Origin of the sequence: Streptomyces sp. M41(2017) (genome assembly GCF_002078175.1) — a bacterium.
Taxonomy (GTDB): domain Bacteria; phylum Actinomycetota; class Actinomycetes; order Streptomycetales; family Streptomycetaceae; genus Streptomyces.
Genome location: NZ_MWFK01000001.1, coordinates 3681798 through 3700392 on the forward strand (window position 1 = coordinate 3681798; position 18595 = coordinate 3700392).

Sequence of the window (18595 nt, forward strand, 5' to 3'; positions counted from 1 at the left end):
CCAGCGCCGATCCCCGTGATCTCGTACATCCTCCGTCGGACGGCAGCGGCAGCGATCCTGCTCCTGGTCGTCTCCGCGGTCACCTTCGCCATCTTCTTCCTGCTCCCCAGACTGGCCGGTCAGACCCCCGACCAGCTGGCTCAGCAGTACATCGGGAAGAGCCCGTCGAAGGCCGACATTCTCGCGGTCAAGCACAACCTCGGTCTGGACCAGCCCGTCTACGTCCAGTACTGGCACTTCATCAAGGGGATCGTCAGCGGCGCTACCTATGACCTCGGCCCCACCACGGCACACTGCAGCGCGCCGTGCTTCGGGTACTCCTTCAAGACCCACCAGGCGGTCTGGCCGGAGCTGACCTCCCGCCTTCCGATCACGCTTTCCCTCGCCGGCGGCGCCGCGGTGCTGTGGCTGGTGTCCGGTGTGGCCATCGGCGTGATCTCCGCGCTGAAGCCCCGCTCGATCTTCGACCGCACCTTCATGGGCGTCGCGCTCGCCGGTGTCTCGCTGCCCATGTTCTTCACGGGCAACCTGGCGCTGCTGCTCTTCGCCTACCAGTGGCCGATCTTCGGCACCACGTACGTGCCGCTCACCGAGAACCCGGCGCAGTGGGCCAACACCCTCTTCCCGGCGTGGTGTTCACTCGCTCTGCTGTACTCCGCCATCTACGCCCGGCTCACCCGCTCGGGCATGCTGGAGACGATGAACGAGGACTTCATCCGCACGGCCCGTGCCAAGGGTCTGCGCGAGGGCAGGGTCGTGGTCCGGCACGGACTGCGCGCCGCCCTCACCCCGATCATCACCGTCTTCGGCATGGACCTCGGTCTGCTGCTCGGCGGTGCCGTGATCACCGAGACCGTGTTCTCGCTGCACGGTGTCGGGCAGTACGCGGTGCAGGGCATCACCGACAACGACCTGCCGAAGATCCTCGGCGTGACGCTCCTCGCCGCCTTCTTCGTCGTCATTGCAAATCTCCTGGTGGACCTGCTGTACGCAGCCGCCGACCCGCGGGTGAGGCTCTCGTGACCGAACTGTCCAAGACCGGCGCCGCGGTCGGCGAGCCCGTCTCCTCCCCCTCGAACGCCCCGCGCTCCTTCCTCGAAGTGCGCGACCTCAAGGTGCACTTCCCGACCGACGACGGTCTGGTCAAGTCCGTCGACGGCCTGACCTTCTCGGTGGAGAAGGGCAAGACCCTCTCCATCGTGGGCGAGTCCGGCTCCGGCAAGTCCGTCACCTCGCTGGCGATCATGGGCCTGCACCGGCTCGGCGCACGCGGCAAGAACGTCCAGATGTCCGGCGAGATCTGGCTGGACGGCAAGGAACTGGTCAACGCCGACCCGGACGAGGTGCGCAAGCTCCGCGGCCGCGAGATGGCGATGATCTTCCAGGACCCGCTGTCCGCGATGCACCCGTACTACACGATCGGCAACCAGATCGTGGAGGCGTACCGCGTCCACCACAAGGTCGACAAGAAGACCGCCCGCAGGCGGGCGATCGAGATGCTCGACCGCGTGGGCATCCCCGAGCCGGCCAAGCGCGCCGACAGCTACCCGCACGAGTTCTCCGGCGGTATGCGGCAGCGCGCGATGATCGCCATGGCGCTCGTCAACAACCCCGAGCTGCTCATAGCGGACGAGCCGACGACCGCCCTCGACGTCACCGTCCAGGCGCAGATCCTCGACCTCATCCGCGATCTGCAGAAGGAGTTCGGCTCCGCGGTCGTCCTCATCACCCACGACCTCGGCGTGGTCGCCGAGATCGCCGACGAGGTGCTGGTGATGTACGGCGGCCGCTGCGTGGAGCGCGGCACCGTCGAGCGGATCTTCGAGCAGCCGCAGCACCCCTACACCTGGGGTCTGCTCGGCTCGATGCCGCGGATCGACCGCGAGACCTCCGACCGGCTCATCCCGGTCAAGGGCCAGCCGCCGAGCCTCATCAACGTCCCGTCGGGCTGCGCCTTCCACCCGCGCTGCCCGTACGCGGACCTGCCCAAGGGCGATGTCACCCGTACCGTGCGCCCCGAACTGCAGCTGATCGGCAGCGGCCACTACACCGCCTGCCACCTCTCGCAGGAGGACCGCACGCGGATCTGGACCGAAGAGATTGCGCCGAAGCTGTGAGTGAGACGAAGAAGACGGACGCCGCCGACGCGGTGATCCCGCAGCAGGCAGCGGCGTCCGACGACCGCGCGGCCTCCGCGAAGTCGCTGGACGACCGCGAGGTCCTGCTGCGGGTCCAGGGCCTGAAGAAGCACTTCCCCATCCGCAAGGGTGTTCTTCAGCGCCAGGTCGCCGCGGTCAAGGCGGTCGACGGCATCGACTTCGAGGTCCGCAAGGGCGAGACGCTCGGCGTCGTCGGCGAGTCCGGCTGCGGCAAGTCGACCATGGGCCGGGTCATCACCCGCCTCCAGGACCCGACCGGCGGCAGCATCGAGTTCGAGGGCCAGGACATCACCCGGCTCAAGGCCTCGGGGATGCGTCCGCTGCGCCGCGACATCCAGATGATCTTCCAGGACCCGTACGGGTCGCTGAACCCCCGCCACACCATCGGCTCGATCGTCTCGGCGCCCTTCCGGCTGCAGAGCGTCACGCCCGAGGGCGGTGTGAAGCGCGAGGTCCAGCGGCTCCTGGAGCTGGTGGGTCTGAGTCCCGAGCACTACAACCGCTACCCGCACGAGTTCTCCGGCGGCCAGCGCCAGCGCATCGGCATCGCCCGCGCGCTCGCCCTGAAGCCGAAGCTGGTCGTGGCGGACGAGCCGGTCTCGGCCCTCGACGTGTCGATCCAGGCGCAGGTCGTGAACCTGATGGACGACCTGCAGTCCGAGCTCGGTCTCACGTACGTGATCATCGCGCACGACCTCTCCGTCGTCCGCCATGTCTCGGACCGCATCGCGGTGATGTACCTGGGCAAGATCGTGGAACTCGCCGACCGCACCTCGCTGTACGAGGCGCCGATGCACCCGTACACCAAGGCCCTGATGTCGGCCGTGCCGGTGCCGGACCCCAAGCGCCGGGGCGCCAAGAGCGAGCGGATCCTGCTCAAGGGCGACGTTCCCTCGCCGATCTCGCCGCCGAGCGGCTGCCGCTTCCACACCCGGTGCTGGAAGGCCACGGAGATCTGCAAGACGACCGAGCCGCCGCTCATCGAGCTGAAGCCCGGTCAGCAGGTCGCCTGCCACCACCCGGAGAACTTCGAGGACCAGGCTCCTCAGGACACCGTGCTGCTGTCGGCGGCGCGGGAGGCTGTCGAGCTCGTGGGCGAGGCGGTGCTCGGGGAGCAGGCCGCGGCGCCCGTCGCCGTGGCGGAGCCCGAGCCCGTGGTGGAGCCCGAGCCCGTGGTGGAGCCCGAGCCCGTGGCGGTCCCCGCCGCGACGTCCGTGAAGCCCGCGCAGGACGACACGGTCACCGAGGCGCCCGAGGCGGCTGCGGTGTCCGAGCCGGCCGACGCGGCGGAGGACGACAAGAAGTAGCGTCCTCGGCTGTCAGGAGTCACGGGCCCCCAGCCCGTGACGACTTGGCAAAGTCATGAACATGCCCGAACGGGAGAGTGCAGAGTCCTGCGTGTCCGTCTGATCGAATCTGATCGGCACACGTACGAAAGGGACGCGAAATGGCACTCTCCCGTTCGGCACGTTTAGGGGCCCTCGCCACCGCGGCGGCCTCCTTCTTCCTCGTCGCCGCCTCCTCCGCCCCCACCCCGGGCGCCGACGGCATCGGCGACACCTACTTCCCCCAGCTCGGCAACGGCGGTTTCGACGCCCGCCACTACGCCCTCGACGTGGCGTACGACCCGGCCACCGACCGCCTCGACGGCCGGACCACCCTCACCGCCCGCGCCACCCAGAACCTCTCCTCCTTCGACCTCGACCTCCAGAAGCTGGACGTCACCAAGGTCGAGGTGAACGGCAGACGCGCCCACTTCACGCGGTCGGGCGACGAGATCCGCGTCACCCCGCGCGGCCCGCTGGCCAAGGGCCGGACCTTCACGGTCACCGTCACCTACGGCGGAGTCCCCGAGGCGCTCAGCGGCCCGATCGTGTTCGGGTCCGACTACGGGTGGATGAAGACCCCCGACGGTGTCTTCGTCGCCTGCGAACCCAACGCCGCCTCCACCTGGTTCCCCTCCAGCGACCACCCGTCCGACAAGGCGACCTACGACATACGCATCACCGCGCCCAAGGGCCTGACCGGCGTCTCCAACGGACGTCTGGTCTCGACCCGCGACCGGGGCGGCCGCACGGTCACGCACTGGCGCGAGAGCCGGCCCATGGCCACCTACCTGGCGACCGCGACCATCGGGAAGTTCGACGTGCGGACGGGCAGGACGCCCGCCGGCACACCGATCTACGTCGCCATCGACCCGGTCCTCGCGAACAGCAACAGCGTCGACGTGTACGCCGTCACCGCAGCGGCCACCGACTACTGGTCCCAGGTCTTCGGCCCGTACCCGTTCGAGGAGACCGGCGCGATCGTCGACGACATGCCGCAGGCCGGGTTCTCGCTGGAGGTCCAGTCGAAGCCCGCGTACTCGGCGGTGCGCTCCGAGTCGACGATCGTGCACGAGCTGGCCCACCAGTGGTTCGGCGACTCCGTCTCGGTCGCCCACTGGAAGGACATCTGGCTGAACGAGGGCTTCGCCACCTACGCGCAGTGGCTGTGGTCGGAGCACCAGGGCGTCCGCTCCGCGCACGACTCGTTCGTCGCCGGCTACGACTCCCGGCCCGCGGACTCCTCCTTCTGGCAGACCACCGTCGGCGACCCGCAGCGGGACACGATGTTCGCCTCCGCCGTCTACCAGCGGGGCGCGATGACCCTCCAGATGCTGCGCGAACGCATCGGCGACACCGCGTTCTTCAAGCTGCTGCCCGCGTGGACGAAGCTGCACCGCTACGGCAACGCGAGCACCGCCGACTTCATCTCCCTCGCGGAGCGGATCTCCGGCCGGCAGCTCGACGACCTCTTCCAGACCTGGCTCTTCACCTCAGGCAAGCCCGCCGTCTAGACCTTTCTACGTAAGGCGCACACCCCGCGACAGGTGAGAATGTGGGGGTGCTCCTGCAACTCTTCAGCCCCTCCGTCCAGCACACGCTCGACCTGATCGGCATTTTCGTCTTCGCGATCTCCGGCGCGCTGCTGGCCGTCCGCAAGAACTTCGACGTCTTCGGCATAGCCGTTCTCGCGGAGATCACCGCGCTGGGCGGAGGGCTGCTGCGCGACATCGTCATCGGCGCCGTGCCCCCGGCCGCCTTCACCGACCTGGGGTACTTCACCACGCCACTGGTCGCCGCCCTGCTCGTGTTCTTCCTGCACCCCCAGGTGGAGCGCATCCAGGTCGGCGTGAACGTCTTCGACGCGGCCGGACTCGGACTGTTCTGCGTCACCGGCACCGTGAAGGCGTACGACTACGGGCTCGGCCTCACGGCCTCGGCCGCCCTCGGCCTCGGGACCGCGGTCGGCGGCGGTGTGCTGCGCGACGTCCTCGCCAACGAGGTGCCCTCACTGCTGCGCTGGGACCGCGACCTCTACGCCGTTCCCGCGATCGTCGGCGCCACGATGGTGGCGCTCTGCATCCGCTACGACGCGCTCACCCCCTTCACCAGCGGCCTCGCCGTCGTCACGGCCTTCGTGCTGCGGCTCCTCGCGATGCGGTTCCACTGGCGTGCTCCGCGGGCCTGGAACCGCCGGTCGACGGTCAGCGAGGACGAGACCCCCTGACCCGGCCGACCCCGACGACGTCCAGGGAACGCCCCGTGTCGCCGGTCTCCACCAGGGTGCCGGTGCCGCCGGGGCCGCGCACCCCGTCCCCGCCCGCCGCCCCGGGAGCGCCCGGCGCGACGGCGGTCCGCGCCCGGAAGCGGTCCGTCAGCCAGCGGAACACCTCCGGCAGCTGCGGCCGCCACAGGCCCATGTCGTGGCCGCCCGCGCTCCGCGGCAGCAGCACCACGTCCACCCGTGTCGGCGCCTTCGCGATCCGCTGGATCGCCGCGCCCGCCTCGTAGCCGTCGCCGGACTCGCCGGAGAAGTAGAGCGCGACCGGCGGCGGGACACGGTCGGCACGGAGCCGGACGGAGGGGTCGTTCCGCAGCCGCAGCTCCGGGTTGCGGCCGGCGAGCGAACTGCGTTCCTCGCGCGGGTCGTTGTACCCGGACATGCTCACCGCGGCCCGGTAGCGGTCGGGGTGGGCGACGGCCAGCTTGGTCGCGCAGTGCGCCCCTGCCGAGTACCCGGCGGTCGCCCAGCCGTCCGGCGCGGCCTCGGCGCGGAAGTTGTCCCTGACCATCCTCGGCACGTCGACACTGAGCCAGCTCTCCGCGTTGACCGTGCCGGGGACGTTCGCGCAGCCCGTGTCCGCCCTGGCCAGCAGATTGGTACGCGGCGCGACGAGGATGAAGGGCGCCACGCGTCCGTCGCGCATCAGCGGCTCCAGCTGCCGGTGCACCTTCAGCGAACCGAACCAGGCCCGCGCGGAGCCCGGATAGCCCGGCAGCAGCTCCACGACGGGGAACGAGTGGCGGCGGAAGGCGGGTTCGTCGTACTGCGGCGGCAGCCAGACGTAGACCTCGGCGTTCACACCGGAGACCCGTCCGCGCAGCTCGGTGACGCGTACCCCGCCCGCCTCGCGCATGCCCGGCCCGACGGCCCGCTCGAAGGTCTGCCGCACCCGGGGAAGGCTCTCCGGCGCGATCCCGCCGGTGCCGTCCGCGCCGAGGTCGGCGGCCCGTGCGACGTGGTCGCCGGTACCGAGGAGGTCGGCCCAGTCGTCGTACAGGCTGTTGGCGTCGTTCACCAGGACGAAGACCACGCTGATCGCGGTGGCCTGCGCGAACAGCAGCATCAGCAGCCGCGCCGTGCCGCGCACCGGTCCCGGTCCGGGAACCCGGGACCACAGGGCCAGCGGCAGCACGAGGGCGACGGCACACAGCGCGATCGTCGTCAGGAGGAACGGCGTCCCGGTGAGACTCATGTCCTGTCAGAGGAGCACCCGGACCGATCGGTCACGGGTGATTCCGGACACATGCCGAGAAAATGGCGAAGGAATCACCCACCTGGTCGGGTTGTACGGGCGGCCGCCGGCCCGGGACGGCCGGGGCGGCCCGTGACCGGGAGGGGGCGGGTCCTGGCCGTCGCGTGTTCATCCTCGCGCAACAATAAAAGCTACCGCTTAGTAATTTCCTGTTGTACCGTTCAGGCATGCCAGAAGCAGCTTCGGTACAGGCCGCACGGGCCACGATCGGCGACAGCGAGTTCGACCGCGACACCGCGGTCACCCGGCGCGCCCCCGGCGTCTACGACGTGGACCTCTCCGCCGGGTGGACGATCATCACCGCCGTCAACGGCGGCTATCTGCTGGCCGTCCTCGGCCGCGCGCTCGCCGACGCCCTGCCGCACTCCGACCCCTTCACGGTCTCCGCGCACTACCTCACCGCGTCCCAGCCGGGCCCCGCCGTCGTCCGTACGGACGTCGTCCGCACCGGCCGGACCCTGTCGACGGGCCAGGCGTCGCTCTTCCAGTACGACGACGAGGGCCGCGAGGTCGAGCGGATCCGCGTCCTCGCCTCGTACGGCGACCTGGACGCGCTGCCCGACGACGTCCGGACGACCGCGCGGCCCCCCGCGATCCCGCCCCTGGACCAGTGTTTCGGCCCTCAGGACGCGCCCGCGCCGATCCCCGGCAGCTCGGCGATCACCGACCGGCTGTTCCTCAAGCTCGATCCCGCGACCCTCGGCTGGGCGCTCGGCGCCCCCTCCGGGAAGGGCGAGATGCGGGCGTGGTTCGGGCTCGCCGACGGCCGCGACGCGGACCCGCTCTCGCTGCTCCTCGCCGTCGACGCGCTGCCGCCGACCGCGTTCGAGATCGGGCTGTCCGGCTGGGTGCCGACCGTCGAACTCACCGTGCACGTGCGCTGCCGTCCGGCCCCCGGCCCGCTGCGGGTGTCGATCACCACCCGCAACCTCGCCGGCGGCTTCCTGGAGGAGGACGCGGAGGTGTGGGACAGCGCGGACCGGCTGGTCGCCCAGTCCCGCCAGCTCGCGCGCGCACGGCTCGGCTGACCGGGACTTCCGTCGGGGGGACGACCCGGCCGAGCCGGGCCCCGGTCGGGGGGCCCGGCTCGACCGTTCCCGGTCGCCGGCGGGGCGAGCCGGACGGAGCGACGGCGGTCTCAGTGCGGGAGCCCGGGCTCGGCCGGGTGCCCCGACCGGCGCCCGCTGTCGTCGCCGGCGACCGCTTCCGGTGTGCGCGGCCCCCGGGGCCCGTTCGGGTTCCGGTTCGGTGGCGTGCGTCCCCCTCGGGACAGGTCCCGTGACGCGCGGCCTTCCAGCGGTCCGTCCGGTCGCGTGTGACGTCGGGCCGGGCGGTACGGCTCCGCCCGGTCCGGCGTCCGGTCACGCGGTGACGAACGCCCGGCGGCCCGTCCAGGCCGCCAGCCGGCCGTAGGCGTCGGCCCCCTCGGGGGCCGGGAGGGCCGGGCCGAACGGCAGCTCGGGGTCCTCACGCCCCTCCTCGGGCAGCACCCGACCGGCGATCATGAGCGCGAACTCGGCGAGTTCGGGGTCGAGTTCGAGCGGCCGGCCGAGCGCCTCGGACAGGTCCCAGGTGTGGACGACGGCCTCCATGACATACCCGGCGAGAGCCTGGCGCCCGGGAGCCTCGCCCCACGGCACGCGCACGAGCGCGTCCAGGCGGGCGTCGTCGGCCCACGCCGCCCGTACCTCCGCCCGGGCCTCGTCGTACGCGGCGACCCAGCCGTCGTCCGGGACGCCGTCGACGAACGGCCGTACCGCGAGCCCGTCACCACCCGCCCCGATCACCGCGATCCGCCGGGCGCCTCCGGCCAGGTGCGACAGCAGCACGCGGACGTCGAAGCCGGCGCACGGAGTGGCGCCGGAGAGCTGATCCGGCCGGACGGTGCCGATGAGTTCGGCGATCCGGCCGGCGGCGCGCGTGTACAGGGGGCGGGGGTCCATGGCGTTCATGAGCGACCTCTTCCGTGTCTCGGTGTGCCCTCACTGTCGACGCATAACCTGACAGCCCCCGTCAGCATTTGCCGAGTGCTCCGGTGAGCGCGATCCTGGGCCCGTGAAGTCCGACCGCCTGCTCTCGATCCTGCTGCTGCTCCAGACCCGGGGCCGGGTTCCGGCCCATGAACTCGCCGACCGCCTGGAGGTGTCGGTGCGCACCATCTACCGGGACGTCGAGGCACTCTCCACCTCCGGCGTCCCGGTCTACGCCGAACGCGGCCGGCACGGCGGGATCGAACTGCTCGCGGGATTCCGTACGGACGTCACCGGACTGACCGCCGACGAGTCCCGTGCGCTGTTCGTCCTGGCCGCGCAGGGCGCGCACGCCGCGCTCGGTCTGGACGCGGCACTCGACTCCGCGCTGCGCAAGGTGATGGCCGCGCTGCCCGCGCCGTTCCGCCCGGCCGCCGAGGTCACCGGCAGACGCATCCTCGTCGACGCCACGCGGTGGAAGGGCGGGGCCCAACGAGCCGTCGACCTGGACGTGTTGCAGGACGCCGTGTTCACCGACCGAAGGCTGCGGCTGCGCTACCGGCACGGCGGGGAGGCCGAACCCCGGACGTACACCGTCGACCCGTACGGGCTCGTCTCCAAGGCCGGTGTCTGGTACCTCGTCGCCGACCGGCGCGGCGCCCCGCGGCTGTTCCGCGCGGACCGGATCGGCGCGGCCACGCTCCTTCCGGACCCGGTCCGCCGCCGCCCCGGAGTGGAACTCGCCCACGCCTGGGAGGTGTTGCGCCGCCAGGTCGAGGAGCGGCCGGGAGACGTCGAGGTCACGGTCAGGGTGCGCCGCTCGCACCTGGACATGTTCGTGCGCCTCAACGCCGCCGTCCTCGCCGAACCTCCCGAGGACGACGGCACCGACGAGTGGGTGATCGCGCGGCTCTCCCACGGTTCCGTGCGCGAGGCCCGGACCCTGCTGGCCTTCGGGGACGCGGTGGAGGTCCTCGCCCCGGCCGCGGCCCGTGCGGAGCTGGCCGCGACGGCCTCGGCCATCGGCGCGCTGTACGCGGGGGATTAGCGCGTCCAACCCGCTGCGAGGCGTGTCCGGCGACCCTTCCCGCATGCCGGGGGGCGCCCCCCGAGGGCGGCGGGGCGGGGGTCAGCCGAGCCAGTGGCGGCGGCCGATGCTGATCAGGCGCATCTGGCGGCTCGCCACCCGGGCCACCCGCTCACGCTCCGTCTCGGGGGCGTCCAGCGCCTCCAGGAACGCCGAGGCCGCCATCAGCATGTGGTCGACGTAGAGACCCGCCAGCATGAGCAGGTCGTCGTCGCTCCACCCCCGTGACTCGGGGTGTTCGGCGAGCGCGTCCCGCACCTCCTCGGCGAACCGGGCCAGTTGCTCGCGGATCGCGTCCCGCACCGGCTGCACCCCGCCGTGCCGCTCGCGGGCGATGAAGCGGACGTGTGCAGGGTGGGCCTCGACATGATGGGCGATCAGTTCCACGGCGCGGGCGATGCGTTCGTCGCTGTCCCCGGCCGCGGAGACCGTGTCCTCGATCATCGGGTGCAGGCTGCCCAGCGCCTCCTCGACCAGGGCCACCCCGAGATCCGCCGTCGAGCGGAAGTGCCGGTAGAAGGCGGTCGGAGCGACTCCCACGGCACGGGTGACCTCGCGCAGACCCAGGCTGCTCAGGCTCTGGTCCTCCAGCAGCAGCAACGCGGCGTCCAGGAGCGCCTGCCGGGTCTTCTGCTTCTGCGCCTGCCGGATGCCGAGAGTGTGACTCATGCCATGCAGTTAACAACTGTTCTCTGGAATTTCAAAGCCCTCGGGCGCGCTAGACTCAAGAGTCAGTGAACAAGTGTTACTACAACCGTTCACTGAGCCGTCAAGTCCCGGAAACAATCGGGCCTCACCGTCGAGGCACGGGTGGTCCGGGACCGGACCACGAGACTTCTTCGAGAGGCATCCCATGCTGTTCCTCGTCGCCGCACTCCTGCTGCTCGGCGTCGTCATGGGCACCGTGGCGCACGCGCCGCTGCCCGTCACCCTGGTCGCCGCGGCCGTCATCGGCATCTGGCTGGTCGTCTTCGCGCTGCGTGAGCGCGGCGCCCGCCGCCGGCACACCACCGCCGGCTGACCCCCCACCCTCGCCGACCGGCCCGTGGTCCCCTTCCTTCACCAACCGACCGTTGGGAGCTGACGTACGTCATGGCCCTCACCACTCACACCGCCGGCACCACCCGATCCGCCGGCGCCACCAGCAGCGCCGACACCACCCGCGGCGCCGACACCGACGTTGACACCGCTCACGGCACCGAGCCGGCCCGCGGCACGGACGCCGCCCCCGGCGCGCGGACCGTGCGCACCGAGAGCGACGCCCGCCCCACCGAACCCGTCCGCCCGGCGACGACCGCGCGCACCGCCCTCGGGCGCCGCGTCCGGGACGCCGACGGCATGGCCGTGGCCGCCTTCATCCTCGGGCTGGTGGGCCTCCTGGTCCTCAACGTCTTCCTCGGCCCCATCGCCGTCGTCCTCGCCTCCGTCGCCCTGTGGCGCGGGACCACCCGCCGCGGACGCGCGTTCCTCGGTCTCGGCCTGGGCATCGCCGACCTGGTCGTCCTGATCGCCTTCATGCACGTCGACAGCACGGTGTCCTGGAGCTTCTGACGGGGGCCCGCTGAGCGGCGCACGGCGAACGGAGTCCGCTGAAGCGCCCGTTCCGGTCCGGGGAGGACGCCTCGGCCGGTCCGCGCGCGGTCCGCGGCGACGGCCGAGCCGGTGGGGGCAGCGTCGGGGGAACGAAGGGCCCGTAGAATCGGGCCCACCATGGCTTACCTCGACCACGCCGCGACCACCCCCATGCTCCCCGAGGCGGTAGAGGCACTGACCGCCCAGCTGAGCGTCACGGGCAACGCCTCCTCCCTCCACGCCGCCGGCCGCCGCGCCCGCAGGACGGTCGAGGAGTCCCGCGAGACCCTGGCGGACGCCCTCGGCGCCCGTCCCAGCGAGGTGGTCCTCACCTCCGGCGGCACCGAGGCCGACAACCTCGCGGTGAAGGGCCTCTACTGGTCCCGCCGCGACGCCGACCCCGCCCGCACCCGCGTCCTGTCGAGCCCGGTCGAGCACCATGCCGTCCTCGACGCGGTCCACTGGCTCGGCGAGCACGAGGGCGCCACGGTCGAGTACCTGCCCGTCGACGCGTACGGCCGGGTCCACCCCGACGCCCTGCGCGAGGCCATCGCCCGCAACCCCGACGACGTGGCCCTCGCCACGGTCATGTGGGCCAACAACGAGATCGGCACGCTCATGCCGGTCCGTGAACTGGCCGACGTGGCCGCAGAGTTCGGCATCCCGCTGCACGCCGACGCCGTCCAGGCCTTCGGTCAGGTCCCCGTCGACTTCGGCACGTCCGGCCTCGCCGCGATGACGGTCTCCGGCCACAAGATCGGCGGCCCGTACGGGATCGGCGCGCTGCTGCTGGGCCGCGAGCACACCCCCGTGCCCGTGCTGCACGGCGGCGGCCAGGAGCGGCACGTGCGCTCCGGCACCCTCGACGTGCCCGCCATCGCCTCCTTCGCGGTCGCCGGGCGGCTGGCCGCCGAGCAGCGCGAGTGGTTCGCCCGCGAGATCGGCACCCTGCGCGACGACCTCGTCGACGCCGTCCGCAAGGCGGTGCCCGACGCGATCCTCGGCGGCGACCCCGCTCCCGGCGGCCGGCTGCCCGCCAACGCCCACTTCACCTTCCCGGGCTGCGAGGGCGACTCGCTGCTCCTGCTGCTCGACGCGCAGGGCATCGAGTGCTCCACCGGCTCCGCCTGCACGGCGGGCGTGGCCCAGCCCAGCCACGTCCTCCTCGCCACCGGCACCGACCCGGACCTCGCGCGCGGCACCCTCCGCTTCTCGCTCGGCCACACCTCCACGGAGGCCGACGTCGCCGCGGTGGCCCGGGCGATCGCCCCCGCCGTGGAACGAGCGCGCACCGCCGGCCTCACCTGACGGCCCGGCCCGGCCCGGAGCGCGCCCTGGGCCCGCGTCCCGGCCCGAGGCCTGCCCCCGGGGGCGACCGGCCTTCAGGCCGCGCTCACACCGCCGCCGTCCGTGCCCGCCGTACGAGGCGCAGGTACCGGTCCCAGTCCCAGTACCGCCCGGGGTCGGTGTGGTCGGTGCCCGGCACCTCCACGTGGCCGATGATGTGCTCGCGGTCCACCGGGATGTCGTACCGCCCGCATATCCCGGCCGTCAGACGCGCCGACGCCTCGTACATCGCGTCCGTGAACGACGACGCGCGGTCCACGAAGCCCTCGTGCTCGATGCCGACACTGCGCTCGTTGTACGCGCGGTTGCCCGCGTGGAACGCCACGTCCAGCTCGCGGATCATCTGGGTGACGTGACCGTCCTTACGGACGATGTAGTGCGCCGCCGCCCCGTGCCCCGGGTCCTGGAAGACCCGCACCGCGCTCGCGAAGCTGCCCTGGGTGACATGGATGACCACCCGGTCTATCGAGTAGTCGTCGGGACGGTCCGCCCGCCGCCAGTTCGCCGTCGACGCCGCCACCCACTGCGCGCCCCGGGAGTCCACCGCTCCCACGACCCGCTCCTTCTCGACGCCGGGCAGCCGCCACCACAGATGCGTCAGCACGTCCCGGGCGATCGCGGCCGTGCCCACCGCGGCCGCCACACCGCCGACGAGCAGCACCCGGCGACCGACCGCCGCGTCCGCGTCCTTGGCCGCCGCCTTGCCGCCGCGGCCCTTCGGCTTCCCCTTTTTCTCCCCCATGCGATCTTCAACGGATACTCGCGGGATCCGGTTCCCGTCGCCCCGTACTCTGGAGGGGTTATGACTGACACCTCGCAGCGCCCCCTCCGCGTCCTCGCCGCCATGTCGGGCGGCGTTGACTCCGCCGTAGCCGCCGCCCGTGCCGCCGAGGCCGGGCACGACGTGACGGGCGTGCACCTCGCCCTCTCGGCGAATCCCCAATCGTTCCGGACCGGCGCGCGGGGCTGCTGCACCATCGAGGACTCGCGCGACGCCCGCCGCGCGGCCGACGTCATCGGCATCCCCTTCTACGTCTGGGACCTCGCCGAGCGGTTCCGCGAGGACGTGGTCGAGGACTTCGTCGCCGAGTACGAGGCCGGCCGCACCCCGAACCCCTGCCTGCGCTGCAACGAGAAGATCAAGTTCGCCGCCCTCCTCGACAAGGCGCTCGCGCTGGGCTTCGACGCGGTCTGCACCGGTCACTACGCGCAGGTGATCGTCCGCGAGGACGGCACGCGCGAGCTGCACCGCGCCTCCGACATGGCCAAGGACCAGTCCTACGTCCTCGGGGTCCTCGACGACCGCCAGCTCGCCCACGCCCTGTTCCCGCTCGGCGACACCGTCACCACCAAGGACGAGATCCGGGCCGAGGCCGAGCGCCGGGGACTCGCCGTCGCCAAGAAGCCGGACTCGCACGACATCTGCTTCATCGCCGACGGAGACACCCAGGGCTTCCTGGCGAACCGCCTGGGCAAGGCGGAGGGCGACATCGTGGACGAGGCCGGAGCGGTCGTCGGATCCCACGACGGCGCGTTCGGCTTCACGATCGGCCAGCGCAAGGGACTGCGCATCGGCACCCCGGCCCCGGACGGCAAGCCGCGCTACGTCCTCGACATCTCGCCGGTGGACAACACGGTGACGGTGGGCCCGGCCGCGTCCCTGGACGTGTCCGCGCTGACCGCCCTCAAGCCCCGCTGGTGCGGCGCCGCCCCCACCGGCCCCGGCACGTACACCGCCCAGCTGCGCGCCCACGGCGGCGAGACGGAGGTGGCGGCCGAGCTGGTCGACGGCTCCCTCCGTGTCACCTTCACCGAGCCGGTCCGCGGGGTCGCCCCCGGCCAGGCGATCGTCCTGTACGACGGCACACGCGTGGTGGGCTCGGCGACGATCGCGACGACCACGCGCGCGACGGCCGGCGTCTGACCCGACGGCCGCCTCGCGCGGCCGTGCACGGCGACGCCGGACCGGGCGCGACAGCGGTCCGGGGCGGCTAGCGCCGGTCGTCCGGGTCGAAGAACTGGGCCAGCACCGGGGCGAGCACGGCGGAGTCGACCATGTGGGTCTGACCCTCCAGGGTGCGGTACGAGCCGGTGGGCGCCGTGTCCGCGACGACACGGGCCGCCTCGCGCATCCAGCCCGGGCTGGCGTCGCCCGCGATCGACAGCAGCGGCACGGACACGGCGGCGAGGCGTTCGCGGGGCACCGTCCCGTCGCCGAGCGCGGCGTTGTCGTACGCCAGGGTCGGAGCGATGGCCTCCATGCCGGCCCACGCGTGGGACAGACGGATACCGGCGATCGTCTCCGGCGGCGTGCCGACCCGGGACAGGAACAGTTCGACGGCGTCCCCCCGACGGTCCCGCGCGAGCAGTTCCGTCAGCCGCTCGGTGTACTCCGCCCGCTCCTTGCCGCCGCGGTCGTCGAGGGCGAAGGGCGTCTCGTAGACCGCGACTTCGCGCACGGGCAGCCCGCTCGCCACCGCCCTGAGGGCGAGCGCGCCGCCCGACGAGATGCCGTAGAGCGCCGCGCTGCCCCCGGACGCCTCGATCAGCGCCGCGATGTCCTCGACCTCACGATCGACCGCGAAGGGCCCGGTGTCACCGCTTCCACCGCGGCCCCGGCGGTCGTAGGTGACGGCCCCGAAACGGTCGGACAGGGCCTCGGCGAGGGGCGCCAGTGTGGCGCCCGTGCACATGGCCCCGCCGACCAGGACGACCGCCGGGCCGTCACCGAAACGCTGGTACGCGATGGGGGTCCCGTCGCGCGAGATGGTCTTCTTGTCCATGCCTGGGAAGACTGCCCGGCGGCCCGGAACTCATCGAGTCGCCACGCCCGCGTGGACGGTCAGGACACGTCCTGCTCGTAGAAGCAGAGGTGGTCCTTGATCCCGGCGACGTCGGGCTTGGGGTCGGGGTAGGCCCACACGAGGTCCGCCGCGTCCGGGCGCGACCAGTACGACGCGGTGCCCTTGAAGGGGCAGTACGTGTGGGTGTCGGAGGGCGTCAGCAGGTCGAGACGGACGTCCTCGGGCGGGAGGTAATAGCGCACCGGACAGCCGGTCTCGCGCAGCACCAGGGGGCGGTCGCTCTCCGCCAGGACCTGGTCGCCGTGCACGACGCGGACGTGCTGGGTGCCCTGCTCGATGGTGATCGTGTGTCCTTCAGCCATACCCGGAAAGCGCTCACGGGCCCCGATTCGTTCCCGCGTACCGTGAAGACATGAACATCTGCGTCTTCCTCTCCGCCGCCGACCTCGACGACCGCTACACACGCCCCGCGCGGGAGTTCGCCGAACTCCTCGGCAAGGGCGGCCACACGCTGGTGTGGGGCGGCTCCGACGTCGGGCTGATGAAGGTCGTCGCCGACGGTGTCCAGGAGGCGGGCGGACGGCTCGTCGGCGTCTCCGTGGACTTCCTGGCCGCCAAGGCCCGCCCCGGCGCCGACGAGATGGTCGTCGCCCGTGACCTGGCCGAGCGCAAGGCGCTCCTCCTGGCGAAGGCGGACGCAGTCGTCGTCATGGTCGGCGGCACCGGAACCCTCGACGAGGCGACGGAGATCCTGGAGCTGAAGAAGCACGGCAAGACCGAGAAGCCGGTGGTCCTGCTCAACACGGCCGGGTTCTACGACGGCCTCAAGGAGCAGTTCCGCCGCATGGACGCCGAAGGCTTCCTGCCCCGCCCGCTGACCGACCTGGTCTTCTTCGCGGAGGAGCCCGTGGGCGCCGTCGCCTACCTGGAGGAGAGCCTCGGCACCCAGTGAGGTGCGCTCCGCGGCCGGGACGCCGGCACGCGGCGACGTGCGCCCTGCCGCGTATCCGGACCTGGTGCGGGACCGGCGGCCGGTGATGCGAGCATGGCGTCCATGGCTACACATGTGATCACCGGGGCCGGTTCCGGCATCGGCGCGGCCGTCGCCCGCCGTCTGCACGCGCGCGGGGACGACCTCGTGCTCCACGCGCGCGACGCGGGCCGCGCGAAGGAACTCGCCGCCGCGTACCCCGGGGCGAAGACCCTGGTCGGCGACCTGGCGGACCCCGACAAGCTCTCCTGGGCGTTCTCCCACCAGACCCTCCCCGACAGCGTCGACTCCCTGCTGCACATCGCCGGCGTCGTCGACCTCGGCCCGGTCGGCGACCTGACCCCGAAGTCCTGGCGCCACCAGCTCAACGTCAACCTCATCGCCCCCGCCGAGCTGACCCGCCACTTCCTGCCCCAGCTCCGCGTCGCCCAGGGGCACGTGCTGTTCGTGAACTCGGGCGCGGGCCTCAGCGCGCACGCCGACTGGTCGGCCTACGCCGCCTCCAAGCACGGCCTGAAGGCCCTCGCGGACTCCCTGCGCCACGAGGAGCACGCCGCCGGCGTCCGGGTGACCTCCGTCTACCCCGGCCGCACCGCCAGCCCCATGCAGGCGAAGGTCCACCAGCAGGAGGGCAAGGACTACGACGCCGCACGCTGGATCGACCCCGAATCGGTCGCGACCACCATCGTCATGGCACTCGACCTGCCGCGCGACGCCGAGGTGAACGACCTGACGGTGCGCCCGGGGCGCTGACCTCCCCCCGGCATTCCGTACGCTTCCGGGGTGAGCGAAAACAGCGTGTTCAGCTTCGGTGCGGCCACCGGGGTCGGGTCCATGCCGGGCGGCGACGCCCGGGAGGCCGCGAAGACCGTCACCGGTTCCGTGGAGGACTTCCCCCACCTCGCCGAACTCCCCGCGCGCGGGCCGGGCGCCGACATGATCGGCCGGACCGCCGGGATGCTCGTCGAGCTGTACGCGCGCGTGGAACCCAGCGGCTGGCGGATCGGCGACCGGCCGGGCCGGGACACCAGACGGGCCCGGTCCTGGCTGGGGGAGGACCTCGACGCCCTGGAGGAGTTCACCCAGGGCTACACGGGCCCGCTGAAGGTGCAGGCGGTCGGCCCCTGGACGCTGGCCGCCGCCCTGGAGCTGCGGAACGGCGAGTCGGCCCTGTCCGACCCGGGCGCCTGCCGCGACCTGGCCGGCTCGCTCGCGGAGGGACTGCGCGTCCACCTCGCCGACGTACACGCCCGGATCCCCGGCGCCCAGATCGTCCTCCAGCTCGACGAACCCTCCCTCATCTCCGTGCTGCGCGGACAGGTACGCACCGCCAGCGGCTACCGCACCCACCGCGCCGTGGACCGCCAACTCGTCGAGGGCACCCTCCGCGACGTCCTCGGCGCCCACGCGGGCGGACCCGTCGTGGTCCACTCCTGCGCCCCGGACGTCCCCTTCGCCCTGCTCCGCCGGGCGGGCGCGACGGCGATCTCCTTCGACTTCTCGCTGCTCACCGAGCGTGACGACGACGCGATCGGAGAAGCCGCCGAGAGCGGGACACGTCTGTTCGCCGGTGTCGTCCCCGGCGTGGACGGTCCGTTGTCGGACCCTGCCGGTAGCGTCATGGGTGTCAGGACGCTGTGGCGCAGGCTGGGGCTGCGGCCGGGGCTGCTCGCGGAGGCCGTCACGCTCACTCCGTCGTGCGGACTCGCGGGGGCTTCCCCCGAGTACGCGCGCAAGGCGCTCGCCCACTGCGTCCGGGCGGCGAGATCCCTCGCGGACAACCCTGAGTAACGGGAGGACACAA

The 18595-nt window shown here is 72.3% G+C and carries 20 protein-coding genes; 14 read left to right on the forward strand and 6 right to left on the reverse strand.

Annotated elements, in window-relative coordinates:
- Positions 1-15: 15 nt before the first annotated feature.
- From B0675_RS16325 to B0675_RS16345, 5 genes are all read left to right on the forward strand, one after another.
- A complete protein-coding gene (locus tag B0675_RS16325; protein ID WP_081219549.1) occupies positions 16-1023 on the forward strand; it encodes an ABC transporter permease in 1008 nt (335 codons plus the stop codon).
- Positions 1020-2117: an ABC transporter ATP-binding protein gene (locus tag B0675_RS16330; protein ID WP_081219550.1), complete on the forward strand. Its 1098-nt coding sequence runs from the start codon at positions 1020-1022 to the stop codon at positions 2115-2117. The genes B0675_RS16325 and B0675_RS16330 overlap by 4 nt, the downstream gene beginning before the upstream one ends.
- Entirely contained in the window at positions 2114-3466 is a 1353-nt protein-coding gene (locus B0675_RS16335; RefSeq protein ID WP_081219551.1) for a dipeptide ABC transporter ATP-binding protein, read from the forward strand. The genes B0675_RS16330 and B0675_RS16335 overlap by 4 nt, the downstream gene beginning before the upstream one ends.
- Positions 3467-3606: 140 nt before the next feature.
- On the forward strand, positions 3607-4998 hold the full coding sequence (locus tag B0675_RS16340; protein WP_081219552.1) for a M1 family metallopeptidase: 1392 nt from the start codon (positions 3607-3609) through the stop codon (positions 4996-4998).
- A 47-nt stretch (positions 4999-5045) separates the two neighbouring features.
- Positions 5046-5711, forward strand: a complete 666-nt coding sequence (locus B0675_RS16345; protein WP_081219553.1) for a trimeric intracellular cation channel family protein — start codon at positions 5046-5048, stop codon at positions 5709-5711.
- On the opposite strand, the gene B0675_RS16350 is transcribed toward B0675_RS16345, so the two are convergent.
- The gene (locus B0675_RS16350) at positions 5689-6960 is read right to left on the reverse strand and encodes an alpha/beta hydrolase-fold protein (RefSeq protein ID WP_081219554.1); all 1272 of its coding nucleotides are present in this window, start codon (positions 6958-6960) and stop codon (positions 5689-5691) included. The genes B0675_RS16345 and B0675_RS16350 overlap by 23 nt on opposite strands.
- Before the next feature lie 227 nt (positions 6961-7187).
- On the opposite strand from B0675_RS16350, the gene B0675_RS16355 reads away from it, so the two are divergent.
- The gene (locus B0675_RS16355; protein WP_081219555.1) at positions 7188-8048 is read left to right on the forward strand and encodes a thioesterase family protein; all 861 of its coding nucleotides are present in this window, start codon (positions 7188-7190) and stop codon (positions 8046-8048) included.
- Positions 8049-8381: 333 nt separating this feature from the next.
- Here B0675_RS16355 and B0675_RS16360 read toward each other — a convergent pair whose 3' ends face one another.
- On the reverse strand, positions 8382-8972 hold the full coding sequence (locus B0675_RS16360) for a TIGR03086 family metal-binding protein (RefSeq protein ID WP_081219556.1): 591 nt from the start codon (positions 8970-8972) through the stop codon (positions 8382-8384).
- 103 nt (positions 8973-9075) lie between these two features.
- On the opposite strand from B0675_RS16360, the gene B0675_RS16365 reads away from it, so the two are divergent.
- Positions 9076-10038: a YafY family protein gene (locus tag B0675_RS16365; RefSeq protein WP_081219557.1), complete on the forward strand. Its 963-nt coding sequence runs from the start codon at positions 9076-9078 to the stop codon at positions 10036-10038.
- An 81-nt stretch (positions 10039-10119) separates the two neighbouring features.
- Here the strand turns inward: B0675_RS16365 and B0675_RS16370 are convergent, their stop codons facing one another.
- A complete protein-coding gene (locus tag B0675_RS16370) occupies positions 10120-10746 on the reverse strand; it encodes a TetR family transcriptional regulator (RefSeq protein WP_081219558.1) in 627 nt (208 codons plus the stop codon).
- A gap of 184 nt (positions 10747-10930) precedes the next feature.
- Between B0675_RS16370 and B0675_RS41385 the strand changes: the two genes are divergently transcribed.
- From B0675_RS41385 to B0675_RS16380, 3 genes are all read left to right on the forward strand, one after another.
- Entirely contained in the window at positions 10931-11098 is a 168-nt protein-coding gene (locus tag B0675_RS41385) for a hypothetical protein (RefSeq protein ID WP_179165310.1), read from the forward strand.
- 317 nt (positions 11099-11415) lie between these two features.
- A complete protein-coding gene (locus B0675_RS16375) occupies positions 11416-11628 on the forward strand; it encodes a DUF4190 domain-containing protein (RefSeq protein ID WP_107482801.1) in 213 nt (70 codons plus the stop codon).
- Between the two features lie 159 nt (positions 11629-11787).
- The gene (locus B0675_RS16380) at positions 11788-12957 is read left to right on the forward strand and encodes a cysteine desulfurase family protein (protein WP_081219559.1); all 1170 of its coding nucleotides are present in this window, start codon (positions 11788-11790) and stop codon (positions 12955-12957) included.
- An 85-nt stretch (positions 12958-13042) separates the two neighbouring features.
- Here the strand turns inward: B0675_RS16380 and B0675_RS16385 are convergent, their stop codons facing one another.
- Positions 13043-13738, reverse strand: a complete 696-nt coding sequence (locus B0675_RS16385) for an N-acetylmuramoyl-L-alanine amidase (RefSeq protein WP_081219560.1) — start codon at positions 13736-13738, stop codon at positions 13043-13045.
- Positions 13739-13798: 60 nt separating this feature from the next.
- On the opposite strand from B0675_RS16385, the gene mnmA reads away from it, so the two are divergent.
- Positions 13799-14920, forward strand: a complete 1122-nt coding sequence (gene mnmA, locus B0675_RS16390; RefSeq protein WP_081219561.1) for a tRNA 2-thiouridine(34) synthase MnmA — start codon at positions 13799-13801, stop codon at positions 14918-14920.
- Positions 14921-14987: 67 nt separating this feature from the next.
- Here mnmA and B0675_RS16395 read toward each other — a convergent pair whose 3' ends face one another.
- Together B0675_RS16395 and B0675_RS16400 are read right to left on the reverse strand one after the other, a co-directional pair.
- Positions 14988-15779 carry an alpha/beta hydrolase gene (locus tag B0675_RS16395; protein WP_081219562.1) on the reverse strand — a complete coding sequence of 264 codons (792 nt, stop codon included), beginning with the start codon at positions 15777-15779 and terminating at the stop codon, positions 14988-14990.
- A 59-nt stretch (positions 15780-15838) separates the two neighbouring features.
- Positions 15839-16162 carry a DUF427 domain-containing protein gene (locus tag B0675_RS16400; RefSeq protein WP_081219563.1) on the reverse strand — a complete coding sequence of 108 codons (324 nt, stop codon included), beginning with the start codon at positions 16160-16162 and terminating at the stop codon, positions 15839-15841.
- A 50-nt stretch (positions 16163-16212) separates the two neighbouring features.
- On the opposite strand from B0675_RS16400, the gene B0675_RS16405 reads away from it, so the two are divergent.
- The 3 genes from B0675_RS16405 (at position 16213) to B0675_RS16415 (ending at position 18582) form a co-directional block, all read left to right on the forward strand.
- Complete coding sequence (locus tag B0675_RS16405; RefSeq protein ID WP_081219564.1) at positions 16213-16752, forward strand: TIGR00730 family Rossman fold protein; 540 nt, start codon at positions 16213-16215, stop codon at positions 16750-16752.
- A gap of 93 nt (positions 16753-16845) precedes the next feature.
- Entirely contained in the window at positions 16846-17544 is a 699-nt protein-coding gene (locus B0675_RS16410; RefSeq protein ID WP_081219565.1) for an SDR family oxidoreductase, read from the forward strand.
- Positions 17545-17574: 30 nt separating this feature from the next.
- Complete coding sequence (locus B0675_RS16415; RefSeq protein WP_081219566.1) at positions 17575-18582, forward strand: methionine synthase; 1008 nt, start codon at positions 17575-17577, stop codon at positions 18580-18582.
- Positions 18583-18595: the final 13 nt, after the last annotated feature.

What these genes read in the sequence shown, in the direction of transcription:
- B0675_RS16340 (WP_081219552.1), top strand. Translation starts at nt 3,607, where the DNA reads ATGGCACTCTCCCGTTCGGCACGTTTAGGGGCCCTCGCCACCGCGGCG.
- B0675_RS16350 (WP_081219554.1), bottom strand. Translation starts at nt 6,960, where the DNA reads ATGAGTCTCACCGGGACGCCGTTCCTCCTGACGACGATCGCGCTGTGT.
- B0675_RS16355 (WP_081219555.1), top strand. Translation starts at nt 7,188, where the DNA reads ATGCCAGAAGCAGCTTCGGTACAGGCCGCACGGGCCACGATCGGCGAC.
- B0675_RS16360 (WP_081219556.1), bottom strand. Translation starts at nt 8,972, where the DNA reads ATGAACGCCATGGACCCCCGCCCCCTGTACACGCGCGCCGCCGGCCGG.
- B0675_RS16370 (WP_081219558.1), bottom strand. Translation starts at nt 10,746, where the DNA reads ATGAGTCACACTCTCGGCATCCGGCAGGCGCAGAAGCAGAAGACCCGG.
- B0675_RS41385 (WP_179165310.1), top strand. Translation starts at nt 10,931, where the DNA reads ATGCTGTTCCTCGTCGCCGCACTCCTGCTGCTCGGCGTCGTCATGGGC.
- B0675_RS16375 (WP_107482801.1), top strand. Translation starts at nt 11,416, where the DNA reads ATGGCCGTGGCCGCCTTCATCCTCGGGCTGGTGGGCCTCCTGGTCCTC.
- B0675_RS16380 (WP_081219559.1), top strand. Translation starts at nt 11,788, where the DNA reads ATGGCTTACCTCGACCACGCCGCGACCACCCCCATGCTCCCCGAGGCG.
- B0675_RS16385 (WP_081219560.1), bottom strand. Translation starts at nt 13,738, where the DNA reads ATGGGGGAGAAAAAGGGGAAGCCGAAGGGCCGCGGCGGCAAGGCGGCG.
- mnmA (WP_081219561.1), top strand. Translation starts at nt 13,799, where the DNA reads ATGACTGACACCTCGCAGCGCCCCCTCCGCGTCCTCGCCGCCATGTCG.
- B0675_RS16395 (WP_081219562.1), bottom strand. Translation starts at nt 15,779, where the DNA reads ATGGACAAGAAGACCATCTCGCGCGACGGGACCCCCATCGCGTACCAG.
- B0675_RS16400 (WP_081219563.1), bottom strand. Translation starts at nt 16,162, where the DNA reads ATGGCTGAAGGACACACGATCACCATCGAGCAGGGCACCCAGCACGTC.
- B0675_RS16405 (WP_081219564.1), top strand. Translation starts at nt 16,213, where the DNA reads ATGAACATCTGCGTCTTCCTCTCCGCCGCCGACCTCGACGACCGCTAC.
- B0675_RS16410 (WP_081219565.1), top strand. Translation starts at nt 16,846, where the DNA reads ATGGCGTCCATGGCTACACATGTGATCACCGGGGCCGGTTCCGGCATC.